Raw genomic sequence first — 20,377 nt, 5'->3', positions numbered from 1 at the left:
TTTCTGAGTCTCGACAACCAGAAAGTACCGGCTTCATGCCGGTTAAACCGGGCATGCTCCGCGGCATAGTGAATCATTCCCCGGACAGCCCTGCGTTCTTACGGGGAGAGGGTTGGGGTGAGGGGCTCTCTCCACACATGAGGTCGTCGAGAGACCGGTGCCCCCTCACCCGGAATTTGCTCCCGCAAATTCCGACCTCTCCCCGCAAGCGGGGCGAGGTTAAAAACTACGGCGCGACCTTCTCGCTGGTAAATCCGCCGCTGTCGAGCGCGCGGCGCACGGTGCCGTCCGCCTTGGCCTCATCGAGGAAATGAACGGCCCAGGCCTTCGCCACGGCCTTGCCCTTCGGAACGACCACGACCACGCCGGTCGATTGAACCACGTCGTCCAGCACCCTGGTTCCGGGCAGCTTGCGCGACAGATCTTCCAAAGCCCCCATGCCCATCGCGAGCGCATCGAGCTCACCTTTGCCGATCAATTCGGCCGCCTCTTCCGGCTTCACGAACTTGGTCAGCTTGGCCTGCTTCAAAGACTTCTCGACCGTACGTGATGTCGACGTTCCCTCGATGCAGCCGACCCGCATTCCAGTTCGATCGACATCCGCAGCGGAGCGGATGTCCGAGCCTGCGCGCACGAGATAGCCGCTCAAATACGCGACATAAGCGGGTCCCTGGTCGACGAAAGGCTCGCGCTTGACGTCCGCCGGCATGAAGGAGAGATCCCAGACGTCCTTACTCGCGGCCGCGGCGATTTCGTCGGAGCTCTGGTATTCGACAAGTCGCAGCGGAACGTGCAGCTTGTCAGCCGCAGCCTTGGCGAGATCGACGGTGACGCCGCGCGGCTTCCTCGTGGACGGATCGCGTGTCGTCCAGAACGCCGACGCGGCGGGGCCGACGGCCACCGCCACGCGCAGCGTTCCCGTCGGCGCGATGTCGTTCGTACCTTCGGCCTTTGCCCCAGCGACAGCAAAGACGAGGCTCAACGTGGCGATCACGGCATGCCGCAACATGTTGCACCTCCCGGCGCGAGTATCCGCTGGACGATTCAGACGATCTTGATCGACATATCCGGCAAGCCCTCGAGCTTGCACAGCAGCACGTCGCCCTTCACCACCGGGCCGACATTCTCCGGCGTGCCCGAATAGATGATGTCGCCGGCCTTCAGCTCGAACGCTTCCGACAGCTTTGCGATCTGCTCGGCGACGCTCCAGATCATCTTGCTGAGATCTGAGCTCTGCTTCACCGTGCCGTTGATCGCCAGCGAGATCGCGCCCTTCTCGAAATGGCCGGTCTTGCTCGCGGGGTGGATCGGTCCGATCACCGCGGCATGGTCAAAGCTCTTGCCGATCTCCCACGGCTTCTTTTCCGCGGCCATGCCGTTCTGGAGGTCGCGCCGGGTCATGTCGAGGCCGAGCGCGTAACCATAGACGTGGTCGAGCGCCTTCTCGGCCGGGATGTTGCTACCACCGGATTTCAACGCGGCCACAAGCTCGACCTCGTGATGATAGTTCTTGGTCAGCGACGGATAGAGATGGTCCGCGACCTCGCCCACCGCGACGTTCTGGATCGCGTCGGTCGGCTTCTGGAAGAAGAACGGCGGCTCGCGGTTCGGATCCGAGCCGCGCTCGATCGCGTGCGCGGCATAATTGCGGCCGATGCAATAGATGCGACGAACCTGGAACACTTGGGTCTCGCCGACGATCGGGATCGTGACCATCGGCACCGCGAAGATCGGCTTCGGCCCGGCTTGCGCCGCGGCCGGCGTTGCTCCGGCGACACCTGCCGCCGCCATCGCGGCTGCGGCAGTGAGCATGTCACGTCGAGAGGTTTTTGTCATGATCCTGTTCCGTTGGTTTGGCCGCTCGTCTGTAACGGCGCTATTCATAGGGCAAAACACCTAGTGGGCCAATGGATCTGGCCGCATCTGCACTTTGTAAACCTTGGGAGAGGCCTCCTTGCCGCCCTCGCCGTGGAAGCTCGCTCGCGTTCCCGTCGTGCTCCACAGGCCGCGACCTTTCCAGCCGGTATTGGGATCGTCGATGCGGCCGTCGACATTCTTGGTGAAGAAGCCCAGCGGATACGGATTGCGCAGGTTCACCAATTGACCATCGACTAGCGCAAGCAGCGACTCGCTGCCGTTCGCGCTTGCGATCGGCACGTTAGCTCCAAGTCCGAACGTGTTGTAGCGGTCCACCCAGACATAATAGGCGTGGTTGGTGCTGCCGCTGGCATCGAGCCCTCGGAACTGCGGTCCGGGCATGCGCCAGATCTTCCACCCTTCCGGGCATTGCTTGCCGTCCGCCGTCGCCGGCCCGTTGAGCGGGCCCTTGCAGAGCTTGCGGTCGAAGCTTGCGAGATGACCACTGGACAAGACCGTCCACACCACGCCATCAAGCCCGATGTCGAGACCGCGAGGTCCGAACGTACCCTCCGGCGGCTGGTACACTTCGGCCAGCGCTGTATTGGCGGGATCCGGCCCGGGCATCACGCGAACGATGTAGCCAGGCTGGTCGATGCGCGAGAAGCCGCGGTCCATCGCCTGGCCCCAGATCGTATCGTCGACCGGGCTCGGCATGATGCCGTAGAACGATGCCGCAATGCGCTTGTCCTTGGTCGGATCCACCGGGTCCTTGTGCTCGACATAGGCGTCGCGCTTGCCGTTGCCGTTGGTGTCGATGATCAGCGGCGTCCAGCCCTGCGATTTCACCGCGTCGAGCGTCTCGCGATACTGCTTCGTGTTGAGCCAGCCAACCAGGCCACCACCGAGACCGGGGCCACCGGAGCTGGTCCACAGCGTCTGGTTGGCATCGTCGTCGAAATAGAGGTGATGCGTCGTGAAGCAGGTGTTGATGAGGTCCCACTTGCCCGTCGCGGGATCGAAGCGCGACAGTTGCCGCAACGAGGTCGCCTGCGGCGCGACCTTTGCCGACGGCAGGTCCGATCCCTGCTTGCAGTAATCGGGATTGGCCGGCGGACGCAGGCGCGCCGTGAACCAGACCTTGCCCTGCTCGTCCATCATGACGTTGTGGATGCTGGTGTGACCATCCCAGATCGGCTCGTCGCCCCAATAGGCCGACGGGCCCCGCGGCGCGTCGGTCGACGACGGCGTGTTCGGATCGAGATAAGGATGCTTGATGGTGCCGGCGATGTTCTTCACGGGGTCGAGGGTTGGCACGAGATCGGAGCTCTCCTCCGACGATCCGTAGATCAGGCCGTTGGCATTGACGCGCGGGTTACGCTTGTCGGTCGAGATTGCGTCGTGCTGATAGCGCGTCGGCGCCGCCCAATCCCATATCGTGAAGACGACGTTGCGCTCAATGCCCTTGGGCCGCTCGGGCTTGTCGAAGGGCAGCTCGCCGCCTGCGATACGATCGGTCCATTTCGAAAAGAGGTCGTAGACCTTCTCTGGACCCATGCTCGCCAACACTGTCGCCATGTATTCCTGGGCCTGGCCGGCCTGGGTACGGATCGCCCACGCGGTGTGGGAATCGTAGCCGTCGGTAAACAACTTGGGGATTTCGCGGATGCCGCGCGTACCGAGCGCGTGGCACGATTGGCACATGTTCTTGACCGTATCGACCCACTGCGCCTGCGACTTCATCGTCTCAGGCATCTTGTTGCCCTTATCGCCGGTGCCCGGAAATTCCTCGGGCTTCGGGATGTCGAGCATCGAATACCAGTACATGCCCGGATAATTCTGCGCGTCCTGCTTGGTCGAGGCGGCGGCGGCCTTGAAGTCCACCGCCTTGCCGGGACGCGAATCCTGCTGCGCGGTGTCTTGCAAGCCATAGCCGCGCACCCAGACCTTGTAGTTGGCGGCGGGAAGATCCGGGATGACGAAGCGGCCCTGATCGTCGGTAACCACCACCTTCGCGTATTTGGTCGGCAGGTCCCTGGTCTCGGCAATGACCCAGACGCCGGCCTCCGCACCCTTGTCGCTGGTCACCTGTCCGCCGATGTCGTTGGCGGAGATCTCGACATTCGCCGCCATCACGGCGCCGGCATGCAACAGTGCCGTCGCGCCGAGATAACCGGCCAGCATTCGCCTTAGCTTCATCGCGTTGCTCCCCATTCGTTGTATGCTTCGTCCGGACCTCTTGGTGGGCCCTATTCGGACACGTCTCTTATATCTTCAGCCGATCGAAGAACTCTCGAACTTTTCGCGCGCAGACGTCGGGATCCGTGGCCGCGACGTGATAGGAATCGCCGGGCAGCACTTCGAGCTTCGAGCCGGGGATCGTCTCCTGCCAAGCCTTGACGGAATCGACGCTACCGAGCCCCGAGCCGGTCGTCGTGATGACGAGCGCCGGTCGCTTGATCGAAGGAAGCTCGCCGGTCACGTCCACCGTCGGCACCATCTTGAGGAAGGCTTCGAGCGTCGAGGCCTTGGTCTTCGACATCAGCGCGATCCACCAGTCGAGCGCCGCGGGCGGCAACGACGAGCCGAGCCGGCCGGCGGTGGTCTCGCGCACCCAGGGCTCGACGCCCTGCTCGCGGATCTGCTTGCGCCAGGTCGGCGCCCGCTCATTGAACGCGGTCAGCGAGGCCGGCGCACCGACTGCGGCAACTGCGATTACGCGGTCGGGATGCTTGGCCGTGAGATGCATCGCCAGCGTGCCGCCGATCTTGCCGCCGACCAGAAACACGCGGTCGAGCTTCAGCGCGTCCAGCATCCGGATGATGTCGTCGCCGAGGCCCGCGAAACGATAGACATAGTCGCCCTGCATCGGCGTCGAATCGCCATAGCCGCGCAGATCGGGCCGAACCACGAGATGATGCGTGGCGAAATACGGCACCCAGCGCCGGAACGCCTCGCCGCTTTCGGCAAGCCCGTGCAGCATCACGACCGGCGGCTTGGTGTCCCATGGCAGCAGATAATCGTCGATACGAACCGCAAGCTCGCAATCGTCGCTGACACCGATCTTCCGCAGTTCGCTACCCATCAGATACACCTCGTTCCACCGCCATCGACATTGATGCAGGTACCAGTAATGAAGGATGCGCGGTCTGAACAGAGGAACGCGACGATGCCGGATACCTCGTGCGGCTGCCCGACGCGGCCGAGCGGAACCGAGGCGATGGCCGCGGCATTGGTCGCGCCCTGGTCCTGCCCCGCAATCGCCGCGCCTTGAGAGATCAAGCTGTCCCAGCGCTCCGTCTGCACCGGACCGGGATTAACGCCGGTCACCAGCACGTTATCCGGCGCGCATTCCTCGGCAAGCGCCAGCGTGAAGTTCAGCAGCGCGGCGTTGACCGCGCCGCCAGCCATATAGGCAGCGCGCGGCTGGTGCCCGCTGCGGCCGATGATGTTGATGACACGCCCCCAGCGGCGGTCGCGCATTTCCGGCAGGACGTTGCGCGCACAGCGCATGTAGCCGAGCAGTTTCAGCTCGATCGACTTGGCCCAAATCGCATCCGGCGTGTCCGCGATGCGGCCCATCGGTGACGCACCGGCATTATTCACGAGGATGTCGACGCGGCCGAAGGCCTCGCGCGCGGTAGCCATCGCGCGGGCGATGTCGTCGGGCCTGGTCATGTCGCCGGCACAGGCGATCACACGCCGGCCCGTGTCGCGCGAGATATCCTGCGCTGCCGTCGTGAGCCGCTCGGCGTCGCGCGCGACGATGACGACATGCGCCTGCTCATGCGCGAGCTCGGCGGCAATGGCGCGGCCAATGCCGATGCTGCCGCCGGTGACGACGGCAACCTTGCCGCCCAGATTCAAATCCATGACGCTATCCTAGTCCACGGTGGCGCCTGAGGCCTTGACGAGCTTGCCCCACTTTGTGGTTTCGTCGGTCATGAATTGCCCGAATGCGTCGCCGAACACCGTGCCGGGCTCAGCGCCGAGCTCGGCAAGCCGCTTCTTGACCTCAGGCATCTTCAAAATGGTCTCGAGCTCGCCGCTCAGCTTGGCGAGCGCGGGCGCAGGTGTCTTGCTAGGGGCCACCAGTCCGAACCATGACGACGCCTCGAAGCCGGGAATGGTGTCGGCGACAACAGGCACATCGGGCAGCGCATCGGCGCGCTTGGCGCCCGCAATCGCGATCGCATTGATGGCCTTGCCTTGAATCTGCGGCAGCACCGCCGGCATATTGTCGAACATGAACGGGATTTGTCCGGCGAGCAAATCGTTCATCGCCGGCGCGGCGCCGCGATAGGGCACGTGCACGATGTCGATGCCAGCCATGCTCTTGAGCAATTCGCCAGCGAGATGATTGGTCGAGCCGATACCGGACGAGCCGAAATTCAACGTGCCCGGCTTGGCCTTGGCGAGTGCGATCAGCTCACCGACGTTCTTCGCCGGCACCGACGGATTGACGACCAGCACGATCGGCACCGACGCGATCAGAGCCACCGGCGCAAACGCCTTTGCCGGATCGAACGGCAGCTTCTTGTAGAGAGAGCCGTTGATCGTCAGCGGAGGTGGTGCGGTCAAAAGCAAGGTGTAGCCGTCGGGCTCGGCGCTCGCGACCGTCTCGGCGCCGATATTTCCGCCGGCGCCGCCACGGTTCTCCACGAGGAAAGTCTGGCCGTTCCGCTCGGTCAGCTTCTGCGCGACGATGCGGGCGATGATGTCATTGGACCCGCCGGCCGGGAACGGCACGATGATCTTGACGGGGCGGGAGGGATAGTCCTGCGCTAGAGCCGCGCCGGAGAACAGCACGGCCGCACAGGCGACCAGAAAGGTGCGTCGTATAACCCCGCGCATGGGCACTTCCTTGATGTTTGTCTTGTTGTTGATTGCTTCATCACACCGTCAGCAATGGCCTTAACTTGCCGACGTCGTCAAGCCGCTCGAGATTGCCGATCTGCTCGATCAGCTTCTCGGCCCTGTCGCTGCCCAGCACAGGCGCGATCAGATCCCGCGTCTTCGCCGCGACGGCTTCGGTGCTCAGCGGATTTTCCTTGGTGCCCGGCGGATATTTGGTGAAGTGTTCGAGCTTCCTGCCATCGGTCAATGTCAGTTCGACGACAGCGCCCCGCGGCGCAGCTGGATCCATCAGCGCCTTGTCGCCGGCCAGCGTCACCTTGGCGCGCTGCTCCAAAATCTTCGGATCGTGCATCAGCGCGACATCGTGACTATCGTTGAACGAGACGGCGCCCTTGACCAGCGCGACCGCGACGAGATGCTGGCAATTGACGTCAGGCATCGCGCTCTCGCCCACAATTCCCATCGCGTCGGTCGGCAGCTTCACCAGGATGCTACGGACGCTATCTGGCGTGAGGCTGTGCTGCTTGCGCAGCGTCAGCATCGCATCCAGCGGCGACTGGATGGGATAGCCGACCGAGAATGTCTTGATCGCGGTCTCCGTGACGTAGAAGCGCTGGCCGAGATCCTTCACCATCTCCTCCGGCTTCGGATCGGTCGAGAGCGCGATGAAGAGATTATGGGTGCCGTCGAGCACATCGTCGACGCCGGTGAGGCCTGCCTTCACCATGTCGACGGCCATGACGCCGTTACGGGCACCCATGCCGGCGAAATCGAACGCCTTCTCAATGTGGTCGTGATCCTTCACCCAGCTCCACAGGCCGGCGACCTGCTGCGACGAATAGGAAATCGCGTAGCGCATCTCCTTCTCGTCGAGCCGCGCCAGCGAAGCGGCCGCGCCGAGCGCGCCGAAGGTCGAGGATGTTCCTTCGGCGCTCCGGTGCGAGCCGCGCACGAGATCCGGGCCCAGCGCCATCAAGAGACGGCAGGTGAGGTCATAGCCGAGCGCAACGGCTCGAATCACATCCTGTCCGCTGCGATGCTCACGCTCACCGAAAGCCAGCGCCGCTGGAACCACCGAGCATCCGGGATGCGCCTTGGTCACAGGCTCGAAATCGTCGGTCTCGTCGGCATGCGCGCACATCGCGTTGGCCAGCGCCGCGTTGACCGCCGTGGTGCGGAAGTCGGAGCCGACCACCGACGCCTGCATGTCGCCGCCAAGCGTGCGAACATATTTCAGCGCCATCTCGCCCGGCTTCATCCGCGAGCCCGACACCATCGCGCCCAGCGTGTCGAGAATGCGGTGCTTGCATTCGAGCAGCACTTTCTCGGGTAGCTCCTGGTCGCGCGCGGCGACCATATAGCGGGCGAGCCGCTCGGTGACGCCGGGGCCCGCCGCGCGGACCGTGCGGCCGCCGGCTGCGGCGAGTACGGCAACCGAGCCGGCGGATTGGAGGAAACGGCGACGTGAGGGCATTCCAATTGACTCCAGAATCAGGATGAGATCGACATCTTGGCGATTTCCGCCGCGCTGGCCAGACCTTCGACGTTCCAGCAGGCGTCCATGACACGGCGGACCATCGCGGTCGGAATGATGCCGTCCGCGAGATCGGAGAACTTGGTCTCGAGCTGCTTGTCGGTCATCGGCTTCTCCACGCTGCCGATCGCATGCGCGATGTAGCGATTGAGCTTGCGGCCGTCCTTGAGCACGATGGTGAGATCGACCTGCTCCGGCTTGATGCCCGGCGTGATCACCGGATTGACCTTGCCGCGCAGCGCGACGATGGTCGGGTCGGTGACGGCGCGGTCGCTGAACTGTTTCTCGCCGCCGGCGCCCTCGACGATCGCCACCGCGACCGCGTGGTAGATGCTGAACTTGCCTTCGAGGCCCTGGCTCGGCGTCTTCTTGCCGGTAAGCTCCAGCACCAGCGGATGGACCTTGAGGTCCACGCGCTCGATCTGGTCAGCGGTCACCTTGCTCTCGTTGCGGAGCTGGATCGCCGCATCGATCGCCGGATGCATGACGATGCCGCAGGCGAACGGCTTGTAGGTGTTGAGCGCGGCCTCATAGCGCTTGCCGAGATCGCCCAAAATCTCGTTATAATCCTGCTTGGTGCTGATCGTGTTGGCCCAGCCACGCTTGGCCTCGATCATCGCATCGGACGAGGTAAAATTCTTCGAGGCCAGGATCGCCGCGAAGATGCCGCTCGATGCCGCACGCCCCGGATTAAAGCTCTTGTTCATCGAGCCGAAGGATTCGCGCAGGCCCACCGGCTGGGATGCGGCGAGCCCGAGCGCCCATGTCATCTGCTGCTCGTTCAGCTTCAACAGCTTGCCGACGGCCGCGGCCGAGCCGAACACGCCGGCTGTGCCGGTGATGTGCCAGCCGACGTCATAGTGGTTCGGGTAGACCGAGTTGCCAATCCGGCACTCGGTCTCGACGCCGAGCACCAACGCGTTCAAGAATTCCTTGCCGGAGACCGGCTGCATTTCCGACAGTGCGAGGATCGCCGAGGCAACTGGACCGGCTGGATGGATGATCGTCTTCAGATGCGTGTCGTCGTAATCGAAGATATGGCTCGACACGCCGTTGATGAAGGCCGCGTTCATGATGTCGAACCGCTCGCGCCGTCCGAACAGGGACGCCTGCTGCGGGCCGGAGAACGGCCCAAGCGCCGAGACCGCGATATCGACCGTCTCGTGATGGGAGCCGCCGATGGCGACGCCGACCCAGTTGAGCAGCGTGCGGACGCCCTCTTTCCGGACATTGGCCGGCAGATCGTCATAGCTCGCAGTGACGAGATAATGCGCCAACGCACGCGTGACGTCCTTGGGCGGTGCTGCGGCGGGCGTTGCGGCCGGTGCCTGTGCAAAGGCGGAGCTGGCGCCAACAGTGGCGAGCGGCAGCGCGGCCGCCGCCTGAAGCAGGGTCCTGCGATCAGTGCGCATAAGCGGCCTCCTTGACCTTGATCGAGACCAATTGCGCCGCGAGGCGGACCGCGCTCTCGAGCGCGCCGGTCTTGGCGACGCCAGTGCCGACGATGTCGAACGCGGTACCGTGCGACGGCGTGGTGAACACGGTTTCAAGCCCGGCAGTGACGGTGACGCCGCGGTTGAAGCCACGCAGCTTGGTCGCGATCTGGCCTTGGTCGTGATACATCGCGACCACGCTGTCGAACTCGCCCGCGAAGGCGCGGATATAGACGGTGTCGGCGGGATAAGGCCCGGTGCAGGCGATGCCGGTCTTCGCGGCGGCTTCGACAGTGGGGCGGATCATCTCGATCTCGTCGCGGCCGAACAGGCCGTTCTCGCCGGCATGCGGATTGAGGGCCGCGACCGCGATTCGCGGCTTGGCGACGCCGGCCCTTCGCATCATGCGGTCGACCAGCTCGATCGCGTCGGTAATGCTCGCCGGGTTGATGCCGTCGAGCGCCTCACGCAAGGACTGATGCCCGGTAACGCGCGACATCCACTGCCCGTCCAGAACATTCATCTCGGAGAAATAGGTCTTGTGGCCGAGCAGGCTCGCGAACATCTTGTGTTCATCAGGAAACTTCCAGCCACCATCGAACATCGCGCGCTTGTTGAGCGGCGCGAAGGTGACCGCGTCGACCTCGCCTGCCTTGGAGAAATCGATCGCGCGCGACAGCGTCTCGCCGGTCAGTCGGCCGGATTCGGCGCTGGCCTTGCCGAGAGGGATTTTCGACGGATCGGTGTTGCCGAGATCGACGAGCTGCACCGCACTGCTGCCCCAGTTGGCCGCCTTCGGCGAGGAGATTCGCTCGACCTTCAGCTTCACGCCGGCATGTTCCATGCCCATGTCGAGAACGCGGGCATCGCCGATAACGACGAGGCGGGCGACATCCGCGAGCCTGTTATCGGAGAGAATGCGCGCAACCTGTTCGGGGCCGATGCCGGTGCAGTCGCCGGGGGTCAGCGCGATGACGGGCAGTTCGTTGCTGTTGGTAGCCATATTGAAAACCCTGGATCCTTACTTCGCTTGCTGGATTTGAGCGGCGGACTGATCCCAGTCCTCCCGATTGAATTCCCCATCCCATTTCGCGACCACGATGGCGGCGACCGCGTTGCCGATGGTGTTGGTGATGGCACGCGCCAGCGACATGAAGCGGTCGATGCCGAGCAGCAGCGCGAGGCCCTCTGCCGGCAATCCTGCCGCGATCACGGTCGCCGCGAGTGCAGCGAACGCACCGCCCGTGACGCCGGCGGCGCCCTTGCTGGTGAACAGCATCACCACGAACAGGCTGAGCTGCTGCGCGGCGCTAAGCTCGATGCCGTAGACCTGGGCAACGAACATGGTCGAGAGCGGCAGCGTCAGCGCGACGCCGTCGAGATTGAAAGAATACCCGGAGGGAATCACGAGGCCCGCGACTGCGCGTCCCACGCCCGCCTTCGGCAGCTTCTCCATCATGCCGGGAATGGCGGTCTCCGACGACGATGTGCCGAGCACGACCAGCAGCTCGGTGCGCAGCAGGCGCAGGAGGTCCATCAAACGAATGCCGACCAGACGGCAGATCGTGCCGAGGATGACGAAGATGAAGAATGCCATCATCGCCCAGGCGGTGCCGACCAGCAGCGCCAGCGCATAGAGCGTGGCAGCGCCGAATTTTGCGACCGTGAAGGCCATGGCGCCGAAGGCGCCGATCGGCGCCAGCGCCACGACGATATGGACAACGCTGAACACGAGCTCGGTGATCCGCTCCAAACCGGTCCGCAGCGGCGCGGCCTTGTCGCCGAGCAGCAGCAGGCCGATGCCGCACAGAAGCGCGAGCACGAGAACCTGAAGCACATCGCCGGCCGCGAACGCGCCGACAAAGCTTTCCGGGATCATGTGCTGGATGTAGGCTGACAGCGATCCGACATGAGCCTGCTGATAACGCGCAACGGTCTCGGCCTGCTGCGCGGTCGCGTGGGCGACACCCGCGCCCGGCTGCACCCAGCGCACCACGACAAAACTGATCAGTAGGCAGATCGTCGTCACGGCCTCGAAATAGGCGAAGGCCTTGAGCCCGATGCGGCCCACCGCCTTCATGTCGCCGACCTGTGCGATGCCGGTGACCACGACCAGGAAGATCAGCGGAGCGATCGTCATCTTGATCAGCGAGATGAAGGCATCGCCGAGCGGCTTGAATTCAACCGCGACGGTCGGAGCCAGGAAGCCGAACAACGCGCCGAGCGCAGCGCCGGCAACCACCAGGACATATTGCTCGCGCCAGAGCGGCTTGCGACGCCGTTCTGAAACGGGAGCCGATATTGGCTCAGACAGCGGAGTTGCGGCGATCTGCAATTGATTTCCTCCAACGCATCGTCGCGCCATGCGCAGTGGCGCCTTGTTATGGTTTTGCGACGTTTACATTGGACCAGCGGCGCCCGAGGCGCTAATGCCGTATCGGTATGATTTGAGGACAAAACCGCATCATGGACCTGGTCTGGCTCGAGGATTTCCTTGCCATCGCCGAGGAGGGGGGGTTCTCACGTGCCGCCAAGCGCCGGCATGTGACGCAGCCCGCGCTGAGCCGTCGCATCAGGTCGCTCGAGGAGTGGCTGGGAACGCCGCTGTTCGAACGCTCGACCCACACGATCACGCTGACGCCGGCCGGTGAAAGTTTTCGCCCCGTTGCGGAAGACGTGCTGCGCAGGGTTTCGGTCGGACGCGAGGAAGCGCTCGAGGTGGCGCGGCTGAAGGCCGAGACCATCACCTTTGCGGCCACGCACGCGCTGTCGCAAACTTTCTTTCCGGAATGGATCCGCAATTCCGACAGTGCGCGCGCCGACTCCGCCGTCCAGCTCGTTGCATCCAACTTCGCCGGTTGCGAAAAGCTCCTGCTGGATGCGCAGGCCCACTTCCTGCTGGCCCATCATCATCCATCGCTGGTGACCCGGCTCGACATGGAGCGCTTCCAGCGTTTTGAGCTGTCGAACGATCTCTTGATCCCGATCACCGCGCCGATGACGAAGCCGTCGCGCGGCGCGCGCCGAGGCAAGGCCAAGCCGCGCTACACCCTGCCCGGGACGGCCGACGCGCCGCTGCCTTATCTCGCCTATCACCCGGGCTCGGGCGTCGGACGCATCGTGACGTCGTTTCTGGCTGTGAAGGAGCCGGCGGCCTTTCTCGTTCCGAGCTTCGCCGCACCGGTCATGCTGCTGGTCGACATGGCGCGCGAGGGCCGCGGCATCACCTGGGCCGCGCAGAGCCTGGTCCAAGCCGATCTCGACAGCGGCCGCCTGATGCACGCCGGCGGGGCGGACTGGACCATTGCCATCACCGTCTCTCTGTTCCGCCCGCGCGCGCGCATGACCCGCGCCGCCGAAAACTTCTGGAATATTGTTCGAAAAGGCCGCGCGGGCGGGAAATCCGCCTCGCCTGCGCCGCGGGCAAGGTGACGCCCGCGCCCGAGAGCCCTAGCATGGAACTTGCATAAATTCTGGGCGACATGGACGCCGCATGAACCTCATCAGTCTCGACATCCGCATGCTCCGGTCGCTGATCTCGGTGGTCGAGACCGGCAGCATCACCGAGACCGCGCGCCGGCTGGGCCGCACCCAACCGGCGATCACGTTGCAATTGCAGCGGCTGGAGGAGCTCACCGGCAAGCAGCTGTTCGAGCATGCCGGCCGCAGGCTGATGCTGACCGACGACGGCACCACCGTCCTCACTTACGCCAAATCCATCCTCCGGTTGCATGACGAATTGATTTCGCAGCTTGCGTCGCAGGAGATCGAGGGTCAGGTCGTGCTCGGCACGCCCGATCTCTACGCAGCATTCATGCTGCCGCAGATCCTCAGCGTGTTCCGAAAATCATTTCCGCGCGTGCAAGTCGAACTCAACTGCGCGTTGTCGACGCCGTTGGTTGGCCTCGTTAAACGCGGCGATGTCGACATTGCGCTCGTCACCCGCATGAACGATTTCACGGGCGGCCAGGTGGTGCGGCGCGAGCAGCTGGTGTGGATGACCGGCGAGCAATCCGCCGCGCACCAGGAGCGCCCGATCCCGCTCGCGCTCTTGCCGCCCGGCAACATCTACCGCGACTACGCGATCGACACGCTGGAGCGCGCCAATTTGCGCTGGCGCATCGCCTGCGTCAGTGAAAGCGTCGGCGGCCTTCAGGCGGCAGCGTTCGCCGGTATGGCCGTCACCGTGCTCGGCCGCAGCGCACTGGTGCCGGCGATGCGCGAGATCGGGCTAAACGAAGGCCTGCCGCCGCTGCCGAAGATCGAGTTGCTGCTCTACAAATCCAGCGGCGCCACCTCGAAAGCGGCGACCGCACTACACGATTATCTCGCGCATTATCTGCGCCTCGACGAAGAGCTCAGCGGCCGCGGCGCGCCGATCGAGTTGTCCTAGCCCAACGCAACCTGCGGCCAGAACTTCGCCCAGGGCTGCGCCGCTTCGAACGCGGCGGCGATGCGGAAGATGGCAGGCTCATCCAGCCAGGGCGCGACGATCTGAAGGCCGATCGGCATGCCGTCGCGATCGAAGCCGCAGGGCAACGTCGCCGCCGGCAGGCCGGCGAGGTTGATCGGCCAGGTGAAGGGCGACCAGCCGAGATGCGGATCGACCTCGCTGCCGTCAATCTTGTCGACGCCGATCTGGCCGGCTTCGAATGCGGTCACCGCGACCGTCGGCGTCACCAGCGCATCGACGCGCTCGAACAGCTTCAGGAACGCATTGCGCGCCTGGCCGCGCCGGTAGCCAGCTTCGATATAATCGGTGCCGCTGTAGTGGCGGCCCGCGCTGACGATATCGCGGTAGTCGGCTTCAGAGCTGGCGAGATCTGCGGTGGTCTTGGTCGCCACCGCCGCAGCCTGCTCGGTGAAGGCGATCGGCTTCAGCGTGTGCTCGAGAATCTCCGGATCGAGGCCCGGGCCATCCATGGTGACCTGTGCGCCGCAGGAATCGAGAATGGCCAACGCCTTGTTGAAAGCGGCACGGACGTCCGGGCTGACGGCGGCATAGCCGAGATCGACGCTGGCGCCGATGCGAATGCCGTTCAACGGTGCGACGCTGGCATCGAAGCGGCGCGGCGATACCGGCAGGCTGGCGGGATCGCGCAGATCGTAACCGGCGATGATCTCCAGCGTCAGCGCGGCATCCGCGACCGTGCGCGTGATCGGCCCGGTATGTGCTAGCGACCCCCAGGACGGCGGCGAGAAGCCGGGCGAGCGCGGCACCAGGCCGAAGGTCGGCTTCAGCCCGAACACGCCGCAGAAGGACGACGGCACGCGGATCGAACCGACGCCGTCGGTGCCGATCGCGATCGGCCCGCAACCTGCGGCCACACCCGCCGCGGCGCCGCCGCTCGATCCACCGCTGGTGCGGCCGGGATTCCAGGGGTTTCGCGTCGTGCCGGTGACGGGGCTATCGGCCGTCAGCTTATAGCCGGACTCGCAGGTCGTGGTCTTGCAGGTGATGATCGCACCCGCAGCCTTCAGCGCCGACACCACGGCCGCGTCGGCCTCGGGCACGAATGCCTTGTTCATCGGGGAGCCGCCATAGGCCGGCACACCCGCGACGAAGACGAGGTCCTTGATCGTGACGGGCACGCCGGCGAGCGGCCCCTTGGTCTCGCCCGCGCGGATCTCCCGGGTGAGACGATCAGCGTCCGCCCTCGCCTGCTCGTACATCGGCGTCACCACCGCGTTGCAGGTTTCATTCGCCGTTTGAAGTGCGGCAATCGTGTCGTCGACGACATCGCGCGGCGTGAACGCCTTGCGCCGGTAGCCGGCCACGATCTCGGTTGCAGAAAGCGCGCCAAGGCCAGTCGGCGCCGGCGGGAAGGCCGCTCGGCCGTTACCATCAGTCATCATCAATCCTAAAGTGCTAGCTGAGCGCCGCGTCGACGGCGCGCTTGGCCATCACCGTGACGAGATGCGCACGGTAGTCGGCCTCGGCGTGGATATCGGAGGTGAGACCGTCGGTGTCGATTTTGATTGCCGCGACCGCGGTTGGATCGAAATTCCCCGATAGCGCCGCCTCCATGGGCGGCACGCGGAACACGCCGGAGCCTGCGCCCGTCACAGCCACGCGAACGCCATCAGCGAATTTCGCAACGAACACGCCGACCAGCGCATAACGCGACGCCGGCGCCTTGAACTTGGCGTAGCCCGCCTTCAACGGAACCGGAAAACGGATCGCGGTGATGATCTCACTTACTTCAAGCGCCGTCTCGAACAGGCCGAGAAAGAACTTGTCCGCCGCGATCTCGCGTGTGCTGGTGACGATGGTGGCACCGAGACCGAGCACCCCGGCCGGATAATCCGCCGCCGGATCGTTGTTCGCGACCGAGCCGCCGATGGTGCCGCGGCTGCGCACGGCGGGGTCGCCGATCATCGAGGCCAGCACCGCGAGCCCGGGGATTTTTGACTGCACCAGTTTTGAGGCCGCTACCACCGCATGCGGCGTCATCGCGCCGATGGTGATCGTCGCCCCATCGTCGGTGATGCCCTTGAGATTTCCGAGCTTCGAAAGGTCGACCAGCGCAGGCGGATTGGCCAGCCGCTGCTTCAGCGTCGGGATCAGCGTCATGCCACCGGCGACGAGCTTGCTGTCCTCGATCGAGGTCAAGAGCTTGGCCGCATCCGGAATTTGGCTCGGCTGGTGATAGGCAAACGGTTTCATTGTATCCTCCCTATTCCGCCGCGACCGGTAGCGATGCGTTCTGAAGCAGGCGCCAGATCCGGTTCGGCGTCGCCGGCATGTCGACATGGGTGACGCCGAGATGCGACAGCGCATCGACCACTGCGTTGATGACGGCAGCCGGCGAGCCGATGGTGCCGACCTCGCCGCAGCCCTTCACGCCCATCGGCGTGTGCGTGCACAGCGTCGAATGGGTCGAGACCTTCATCATCGGCATGTGATCCGCGCGCGGCATGCAATAGTCCATCAGCGAGCCCGAAAGCAGCTGGCCGGAGCTCTCGTCATAGACCGCGTTCTCGAACAGCGCCTGGCCGACGCCCTGCACGATGCCACCGTGCAGCTGACCCTCGACGATCATCGGGTTGATGACCGTGCCGACATCGTCGACCGCGGTGTAATTGACCAGCGTCACCGTGCCGGTCTCCGGATCAACCTCAACCTCGGCGATGTGGCAGCCGCCGGGATAGGTGAAGTTGACGGGATCGTAATAGGCCTGCTCCTCCAGCCCGGGCTCCAGCACTTCGAGCGGATAATTGTGCGGCACATAGGCCGCGCCCGCGATCTCCTCGAACGTCTTGATGCGGTCCGTGCCGGCGACGGAAAATTTTCCGGCCTCGAACTGAATGTCCACTTCGGACGCTTCGAGCAGATGGGCGGCGATCTTCTTGCCCTTGACGATCACCTTGTCCGTCGCCTTCGACAGCGCGGCACCGCCGACGACGAGGGAGCGCGAGCCATAGGTGCCCATGCCGAACTGCACGCGATCGGTATCGCCGTACACGATGTCGACATCTTCAAAGGACACGCCGAGCTTTTCGGAGACGATCTGGGCAAACGTCGTCTCGTGACCCTGGCCGTGATTGTGGGTGCCGATCATGACCGTCACCTGGCCGGTCGGATGCACGCGCACGGTGGCACTTTCATAGAGGCCGCCGCGCGCGCCGAGCCGTCCTGCGAAGCGCGACGGCGCAAGGCCGCAGGCTTCCACATAGGTCGAGTAGCCGAGCCCGCGGAATTTGCCCTTGCTGGCCGAGGCTGCCTTGCGGATGCCGAAATTCTTGACGTCGGCTGCAATCAAAGCACCGTCGAGGCAGCCCATCGGATCGCCGGAATCGTACTGCACCAGCACCGGCGTCTGGTACGGATAGGCCTCCTTCGGGATCATGTTGCGGCGGCGGATCTCGACGCGGTCGATTCCCATCTCGCTTGCGGCGACATCCACCATGCGCTCCAGCACGAAGGTCGCTTCCGGCCGGCCCGCGCCGCGATAGGCGTCGACCGGAACGGTGTTGGTGAAGACGACCTTCACATTGCAGTAGATCGCGGGCGTGGTGTAGACGCCGCCGAGCAAGGGTGCGTACAGATTGGTCGGAATGTTCGGCCCGAAGGTCGAGAGATAGCCGCCCATATTGGCCAGCGTGTTGACGCGGAAGGCGAGAAACTTGCCGGTCTCGTCGAGCGCAAGCTCGGCTTCGGTGACGTGATCGCGGCCATGGCGATCGGAGACATACCCTTCCGAGCGGCTCGCGACCCATTTGATCGGCCGCATCACGCGCTTGGCGGCCCAGGTGATCACGGCCTCTTCGCCATAGTGAAACTGCTTGACGCCGAAGCCGCCGCCGACATCGGGCGCCACCACACGCAGCTTGTGTTGCGGGATGTTCAGCACCAGCGCGCCCATCAGGAAGCGCACCACGTGCGGGAACTGGCTGGTGGTCCACAGCGTGAAGCGATCCGTGCCGGGCTCGTATTCGGCGATCGCCGCGCGCGGCTCCATCGGATTGCCGATCAGACGGTTGTTGACGAGGCTGAGCTTTGCGACATGCGCCGCCTTGCGGAACGCGGTCTCGACGGCGGCCTTGTCGCCGAGCTCCCAGTCGCAGCAGATGTTGTTCGGCACATCGTCGAACAATTGCGGCGCACCGGGCCTGACAGCTTCGAGCACGCCGACCACCGACGGCAGCACCTCGTAATCGACCTTCAGCAGCTCGGCTGCCTCATTCGCCTGTTCCGGCGTCTCAGCGACGACAAAGGCCACCATGTCGCCGACGAAGCGCACTTTGCCCTGCGCCAGCATCGGGAACGGCGGCTCCTTCATCGGTACGCCGTTGGCATCCGAGATGCCCCAGCCGCAGGGCAGCGAACCGAGCTTGTCAGCCGCAGCGTCCTCGCCGGTCAGAACCGCGATGACGCCGGGCGAGGCCAGTGCCGCACTCTTGTCGATACCACGCAGCACCGCATGCCCATGCGGCGAGCGCACGAACACGCCGGCCGTCATGCCCGGGCGCTTGATGTCGGAGACGTAATTGCCGCGCCCGGTGAGGAAGCGCTGGTCCTCTTTGCGCTTCGGTGAGGCGCCGATGCCGATCACATTGCCCATGGTCACTCTCCCTTGGCGGCGTTCATGGCGGCAGCACCAGCCATCACCGAAACCACGATGTTCTGGTAGCCGGTGCAGCGGCAGATGTTGCCTTCGAGGCCGTGACGCACGTCCGCCTCAGTGAGGTCCGGCTTCTCGGTGGCGAGCGCAACTGCCGTCATCAGCATGCCGGGCGTACAGAAGCCGCACTGCAGGCCGTGATGCTCGCGAAAGGCCTCCTGCATCGGATGCATCTGGTTCGAGCCAGGCGCGCCTTGCAGACCTTCGATGGTGAGCAATGTCGCGCCGTCGAGTGCCGGCGCCAGCAATGTGCAGCTTTTCACCGGCAGGCCATTGAGATGCACCACGCAGGCGCCGCACTGGCTGGTGTCGCAGCCGATATGGGTGCCGGTGAGGTGGAGCTGCTCGCGCAGCAGCTCGGCGACGAGCGTTGCGGGCTCGACCTCGACAGTGGTTGGCCGTCCGTTGAGTGTGAAGGAAATCTGCACGATCATACTCCTGTGCGCGACGGGTCTTCAGGCGAGAGGAAGCGCGCTGCCAGTGGCCCATGTGGCCATCACGACATCGCCGACGGTGAAAGGATCTGCGAAGAAGGTCTTTTCCGGCACGTAGGCCACGAACGCATCGTCCGGCACGGTGTCGAGCATGACCTTGACGAAATAGCCCTGGTATTCGATCGCGAGCACGCGGCTCGGCAGCGAGGTGGTTCCGGGTGGCAGATCCCTCCCCGGCCGGACCAGCGCGACGTCGTCCCGGCGGACGGCAATATCGATCTTGTCACCGACGCTGACTGAGGATCGCGCCTGAAGCGGCACCTCGATGCCCGAAGGTGCGGCCTGCGCGAGCGTGAAGCTCGCACCATTGACCTTTTCGACCCGGCCCGAGAGCACATTCTGCCCGCCCATGAACTCGGCGACGTAGCGATCATGCGGATGCGCGTAGACGTCCCGTGCCGCTCCCGCCTGCTTGATCCTGCCCTGCTCCATCACCACGACGAGGTCGGCGAGCGCGATCGCCTCGAGCTGGGTGTGGGTGACGTGGATGAAGGTGATGCCGAGCTCCCGCTGCATCCTCCTGAGCTCCTGGCGCATCTGGACGCGGAGCTGCTCGTCGAGCGCCGACAGCGGCTCGTCCAGCAGCAGCACACGCGGCTCGGTGATCGCGGCGCGTGCCAGCGCGACGCGCTGCTGCTGGCCGCCGGAGAGCTGCGCCGGCAGACGGTCGGCGAATTGCGTCAGCCGCACCTTCTCGATCATCGCGTCAGCAGCGCGCAGGCGATCGACCTTGGACTGGCCGCGCACGCGAAGTGCGAAAGCGATGTTCTCACGCACGGTCAGGTGCGGGAACAGCGCGTAGGACTGGAACATCATCGCGGTGCGCCGCCGCACCGGCGCGAGCCCGACGACGTTCTGTCCGCCGATGACGATCTCGCCCGCAGTCGGGTCCTCATGGCCGGCGATCATCCGCAGAATCGTAGTCTTGCCGCAGCCGGAAGGGCCGATGAAGCAGCAATAGGCACCGTCAGTAATCTTCAAGTTGACGCCGTCGACCACATTGGTGACGCCGTCAAAGCTCTTGCAGACACCCGCCAGTTCGATATCGCCGTGATCGCTCTTCATTCCCAACTCAAC

17 protein-coding genes are annotated in these 20,377 nt (G+C 64.6%); 2 read left to right on the top strand and 15 right to left on the bottom strand.

All coding sequences use genetic code 11. The features are described from left to right. Nucleotides 1–226: 226 nt before the first annotated feature. The 10 genes from BMW89_RS30795 to BMW89_RS30750 all read right to left on the bottom strand — a co-directional run bounded on the left by BMW89_RS30795 (nt 227) and on the right by BMW89_RS30750 (nt 12,016). On the bottom strand, nt 227–1,009 hold the full coding sequence (locus BMW89_RS30795; protein WP_092033074.1) for a transporter substrate-binding domain-containing protein: 783 nt from the start codon (nt 1,007–1,009) through the stop codon (nt 227–229). 35 nt (nt 1,010–1,044) lie between these two features. Next, on the bottom strand, nt 1,045–1,836 hold the full coding sequence (locus BMW89_RS30790; RefSeq protein ID WP_177196438.1) for a fumarylacetoacetate hydrolase family protein: 792 nt from the start codon (nt 1,834–1,836) through the stop codon (nt 1,045–1,047). 60 nt (nt 1,837–1,896) lie between these two features. Continuing rightward, nucleotides 1,897–4,056, bottom strand: coding sequence for a carboxypeptidase-like regulatory domain-containing protein (locus tag BMW89_RS30785; RefSeq protein WP_092033064.1), 2,160 nt, complete (start codon nt 4,054–4,056; stop codon nt 1,897–1,899). A 67-nt stretch (nt 4,057–4,123) separates the two neighbouring features. Next, nucleotides 4,124–4,942 carry an alpha/beta fold hydrolase gene (locus BMW89_RS30780; RefSeq protein ID WP_092033060.1) on the bottom strand — a complete coding sequence of 273 codons (819 nt, stop codon included), beginning with the start codon at nt 4,940–4,942 and terminating at the stop codon, nt 4,124–4,126. Continuing rightward, nucleotides 4,942–5,730, bottom strand: coding sequence for an SDR family NAD(P)-dependent oxidoreductase (locus tag BMW89_RS30775; RefSeq protein WP_092033055.1), 789 nt, complete (start codon nt 5,728–5,730; stop codon nt 4,942–4,944). The genes BMW89_RS30780 and BMW89_RS30775 overlap by 1 nt, the downstream gene beginning before the upstream one ends. Nucleotides 5,731–5,739: 9 nt before the next feature. Further along, on the bottom strand, nt 5,740–6,711 hold the full coding sequence (locus BMW89_RS30770) for a Bug family tripartite tricarboxylate transporter substrate binding protein (protein WP_092033052.1): 972 nt from the start codon (nt 6,709–6,711) through the stop codon (nt 5,740–5,742). 40 nt (nt 6,712–6,751) lie between these two features. Next, a complete protein-coding gene (locus BMW89_RS30765; RefSeq protein ID WP_092033049.1) occupies nt 6,752–8,188 on the bottom strand; it encodes an MmgE/PrpD family protein in 1,437 nt (478 codons plus the stop codon). 17 nt (nt 8,189–8,205) lie between these two features. Next, a complete protein-coding gene (locus BMW89_RS30760) occupies nt 8,206–9,660 on the bottom strand; it encodes an MmgE/PrpD family protein (RefSeq protein WP_092033039.1) in 1,455 nt (484 codons plus the stop codon). Continuing rightward, the gene (locus tag BMW89_RS30755; RefSeq protein ID WP_092033035.1) at nt 9,650–10,684 is read right to left on the bottom strand and encodes a PdxA family dehydrogenase; all 1,035 of its coding nucleotides are present in this window, start codon (nt 10,682–10,684) and stop codon (nt 9,650–9,652) included. Before BMW89_RS30755 ends, BMW89_RS30760 begins: the two co-directional genes overlap by 11 nt. A gap of 18 nt (nt 10,685–10,702) precedes the next feature. Beyond that, nucleotides 10,703–12,016: a cation:dicarboxylate symporter family transporter gene (locus BMW89_RS30750; RefSeq protein ID WP_244547734.1), complete on the bottom strand. Its 1,314-nt coding sequence runs from the start codon at nt 12,014–12,016 to the stop codon at nt 10,703–10,705. A 131-nt stretch (nt 12,017–12,147) separates the two neighbouring features. Here BMW89_RS30750 and BMW89_RS30745 point away from each other — a divergent pair, with 131 nt between their 5' ends. Both BMW89_RS30745 and BMW89_RS30740 read left to right on the top strand, forming a co-directional pair. Beyond that, nucleotides 12,148–13,113 (top strand): LysR family transcriptional regulator, encoded by a 966-nt coding sequence (locus BMW89_RS30745; RefSeq protein WP_092033026.1) that lies wholly within the window; start codon nt 12,148–12,150, stop codon nt 13,111–13,113. Nucleotides 13,114–13,174: 61 nt separating this feature from the next. Further along, nucleotides 13,175–14,074, top strand: a complete 900-nt coding sequence (locus BMW89_RS30740; protein WP_092033023.1) for a LysR substrate-binding domain-containing protein — start codon at nt 13,175–13,177, stop codon at nt 14,072–14,074. Here the strand turns inward: BMW89_RS30740 and BMW89_RS30735 are convergent. From BMW89_RS30735 to BMW89_RS30715, 5 genes are read right to left on the bottom strand one after another with little or no spacing between them, the layout of a single operon-like run. Further along, nucleotides 14,071–15,534 (bottom strand): amidase, encoded by a 1,464-nt coding sequence (locus BMW89_RS30735; RefSeq protein WP_092033134.1) that lies wholly within the window; start codon nt 15,532–15,534, stop codon nt 14,071–14,073. The genes BMW89_RS30740 and BMW89_RS30735 overlap by 4 nt on opposite strands. A 16-nt stretch (nt 15,535–15,550) precedes the next feature. Next, the gene (locus tag BMW89_RS30730; protein ID WP_092033019.1) at nt 15,551–16,348 is read right to left on the bottom strand and encodes an FAD binding domain-containing protein; all 798 of its coding nucleotides are present in this window, start codon (nt 16,346–16,348) and stop codon (nt 15,551–15,553) included. A gap of 10 nt (nt 16,349–16,358) precedes the next feature. After that, complete coding sequence (locus BMW89_RS30725; protein ID WP_092033014.1) at nt 16,359–18,746, bottom strand: xanthine dehydrogenase family protein molybdopterin-binding subunit; 2,388 nt, start codon at nt 18,744–18,746, stop codon at nt 16,359–16,361. A gap of 2 nt (nt 18,747–18,748) precedes the next feature. After that, nucleotides 18,749–19,237 (bottom strand): (2Fe-2S)-binding protein, encoded by a 489-nt coding sequence (locus tag BMW89_RS30720; protein WP_502686409.1) that lies wholly within the window; start codon nt 19,235–19,237, stop codon nt 18,749–18,751. A gap of 24 nt (nt 19,238–19,261) precedes the next feature. Next, on the bottom strand, nt 19,262–20,365 hold the full coding sequence (locus BMW89_RS30715) for an ABC transporter ATP-binding protein (RefSeq protein WP_092033009.1): 1,104 nt from the start codon (nt 20,363–20,365) through the stop codon (nt 19,262–19,264). Nucleotides 20,366–20,377 lie beyond the last annotated feature (12 nt).

Origin of the sequence: Bradyrhizobium sp. OK095 (assembly GCF_900109945.1) — a bacterium.
Classification (GTDB): domain Bacteria; phylum Pseudomonadota; class Alphaproteobacteria; order Rhizobiales; family Xanthobacteraceae; genus Bradyrhizobium.
The sequence above is the reverse complement of the archived record's forward strand: the minus strand, read 5'-3'. Positions and strand labels throughout refer to the sequence as shown.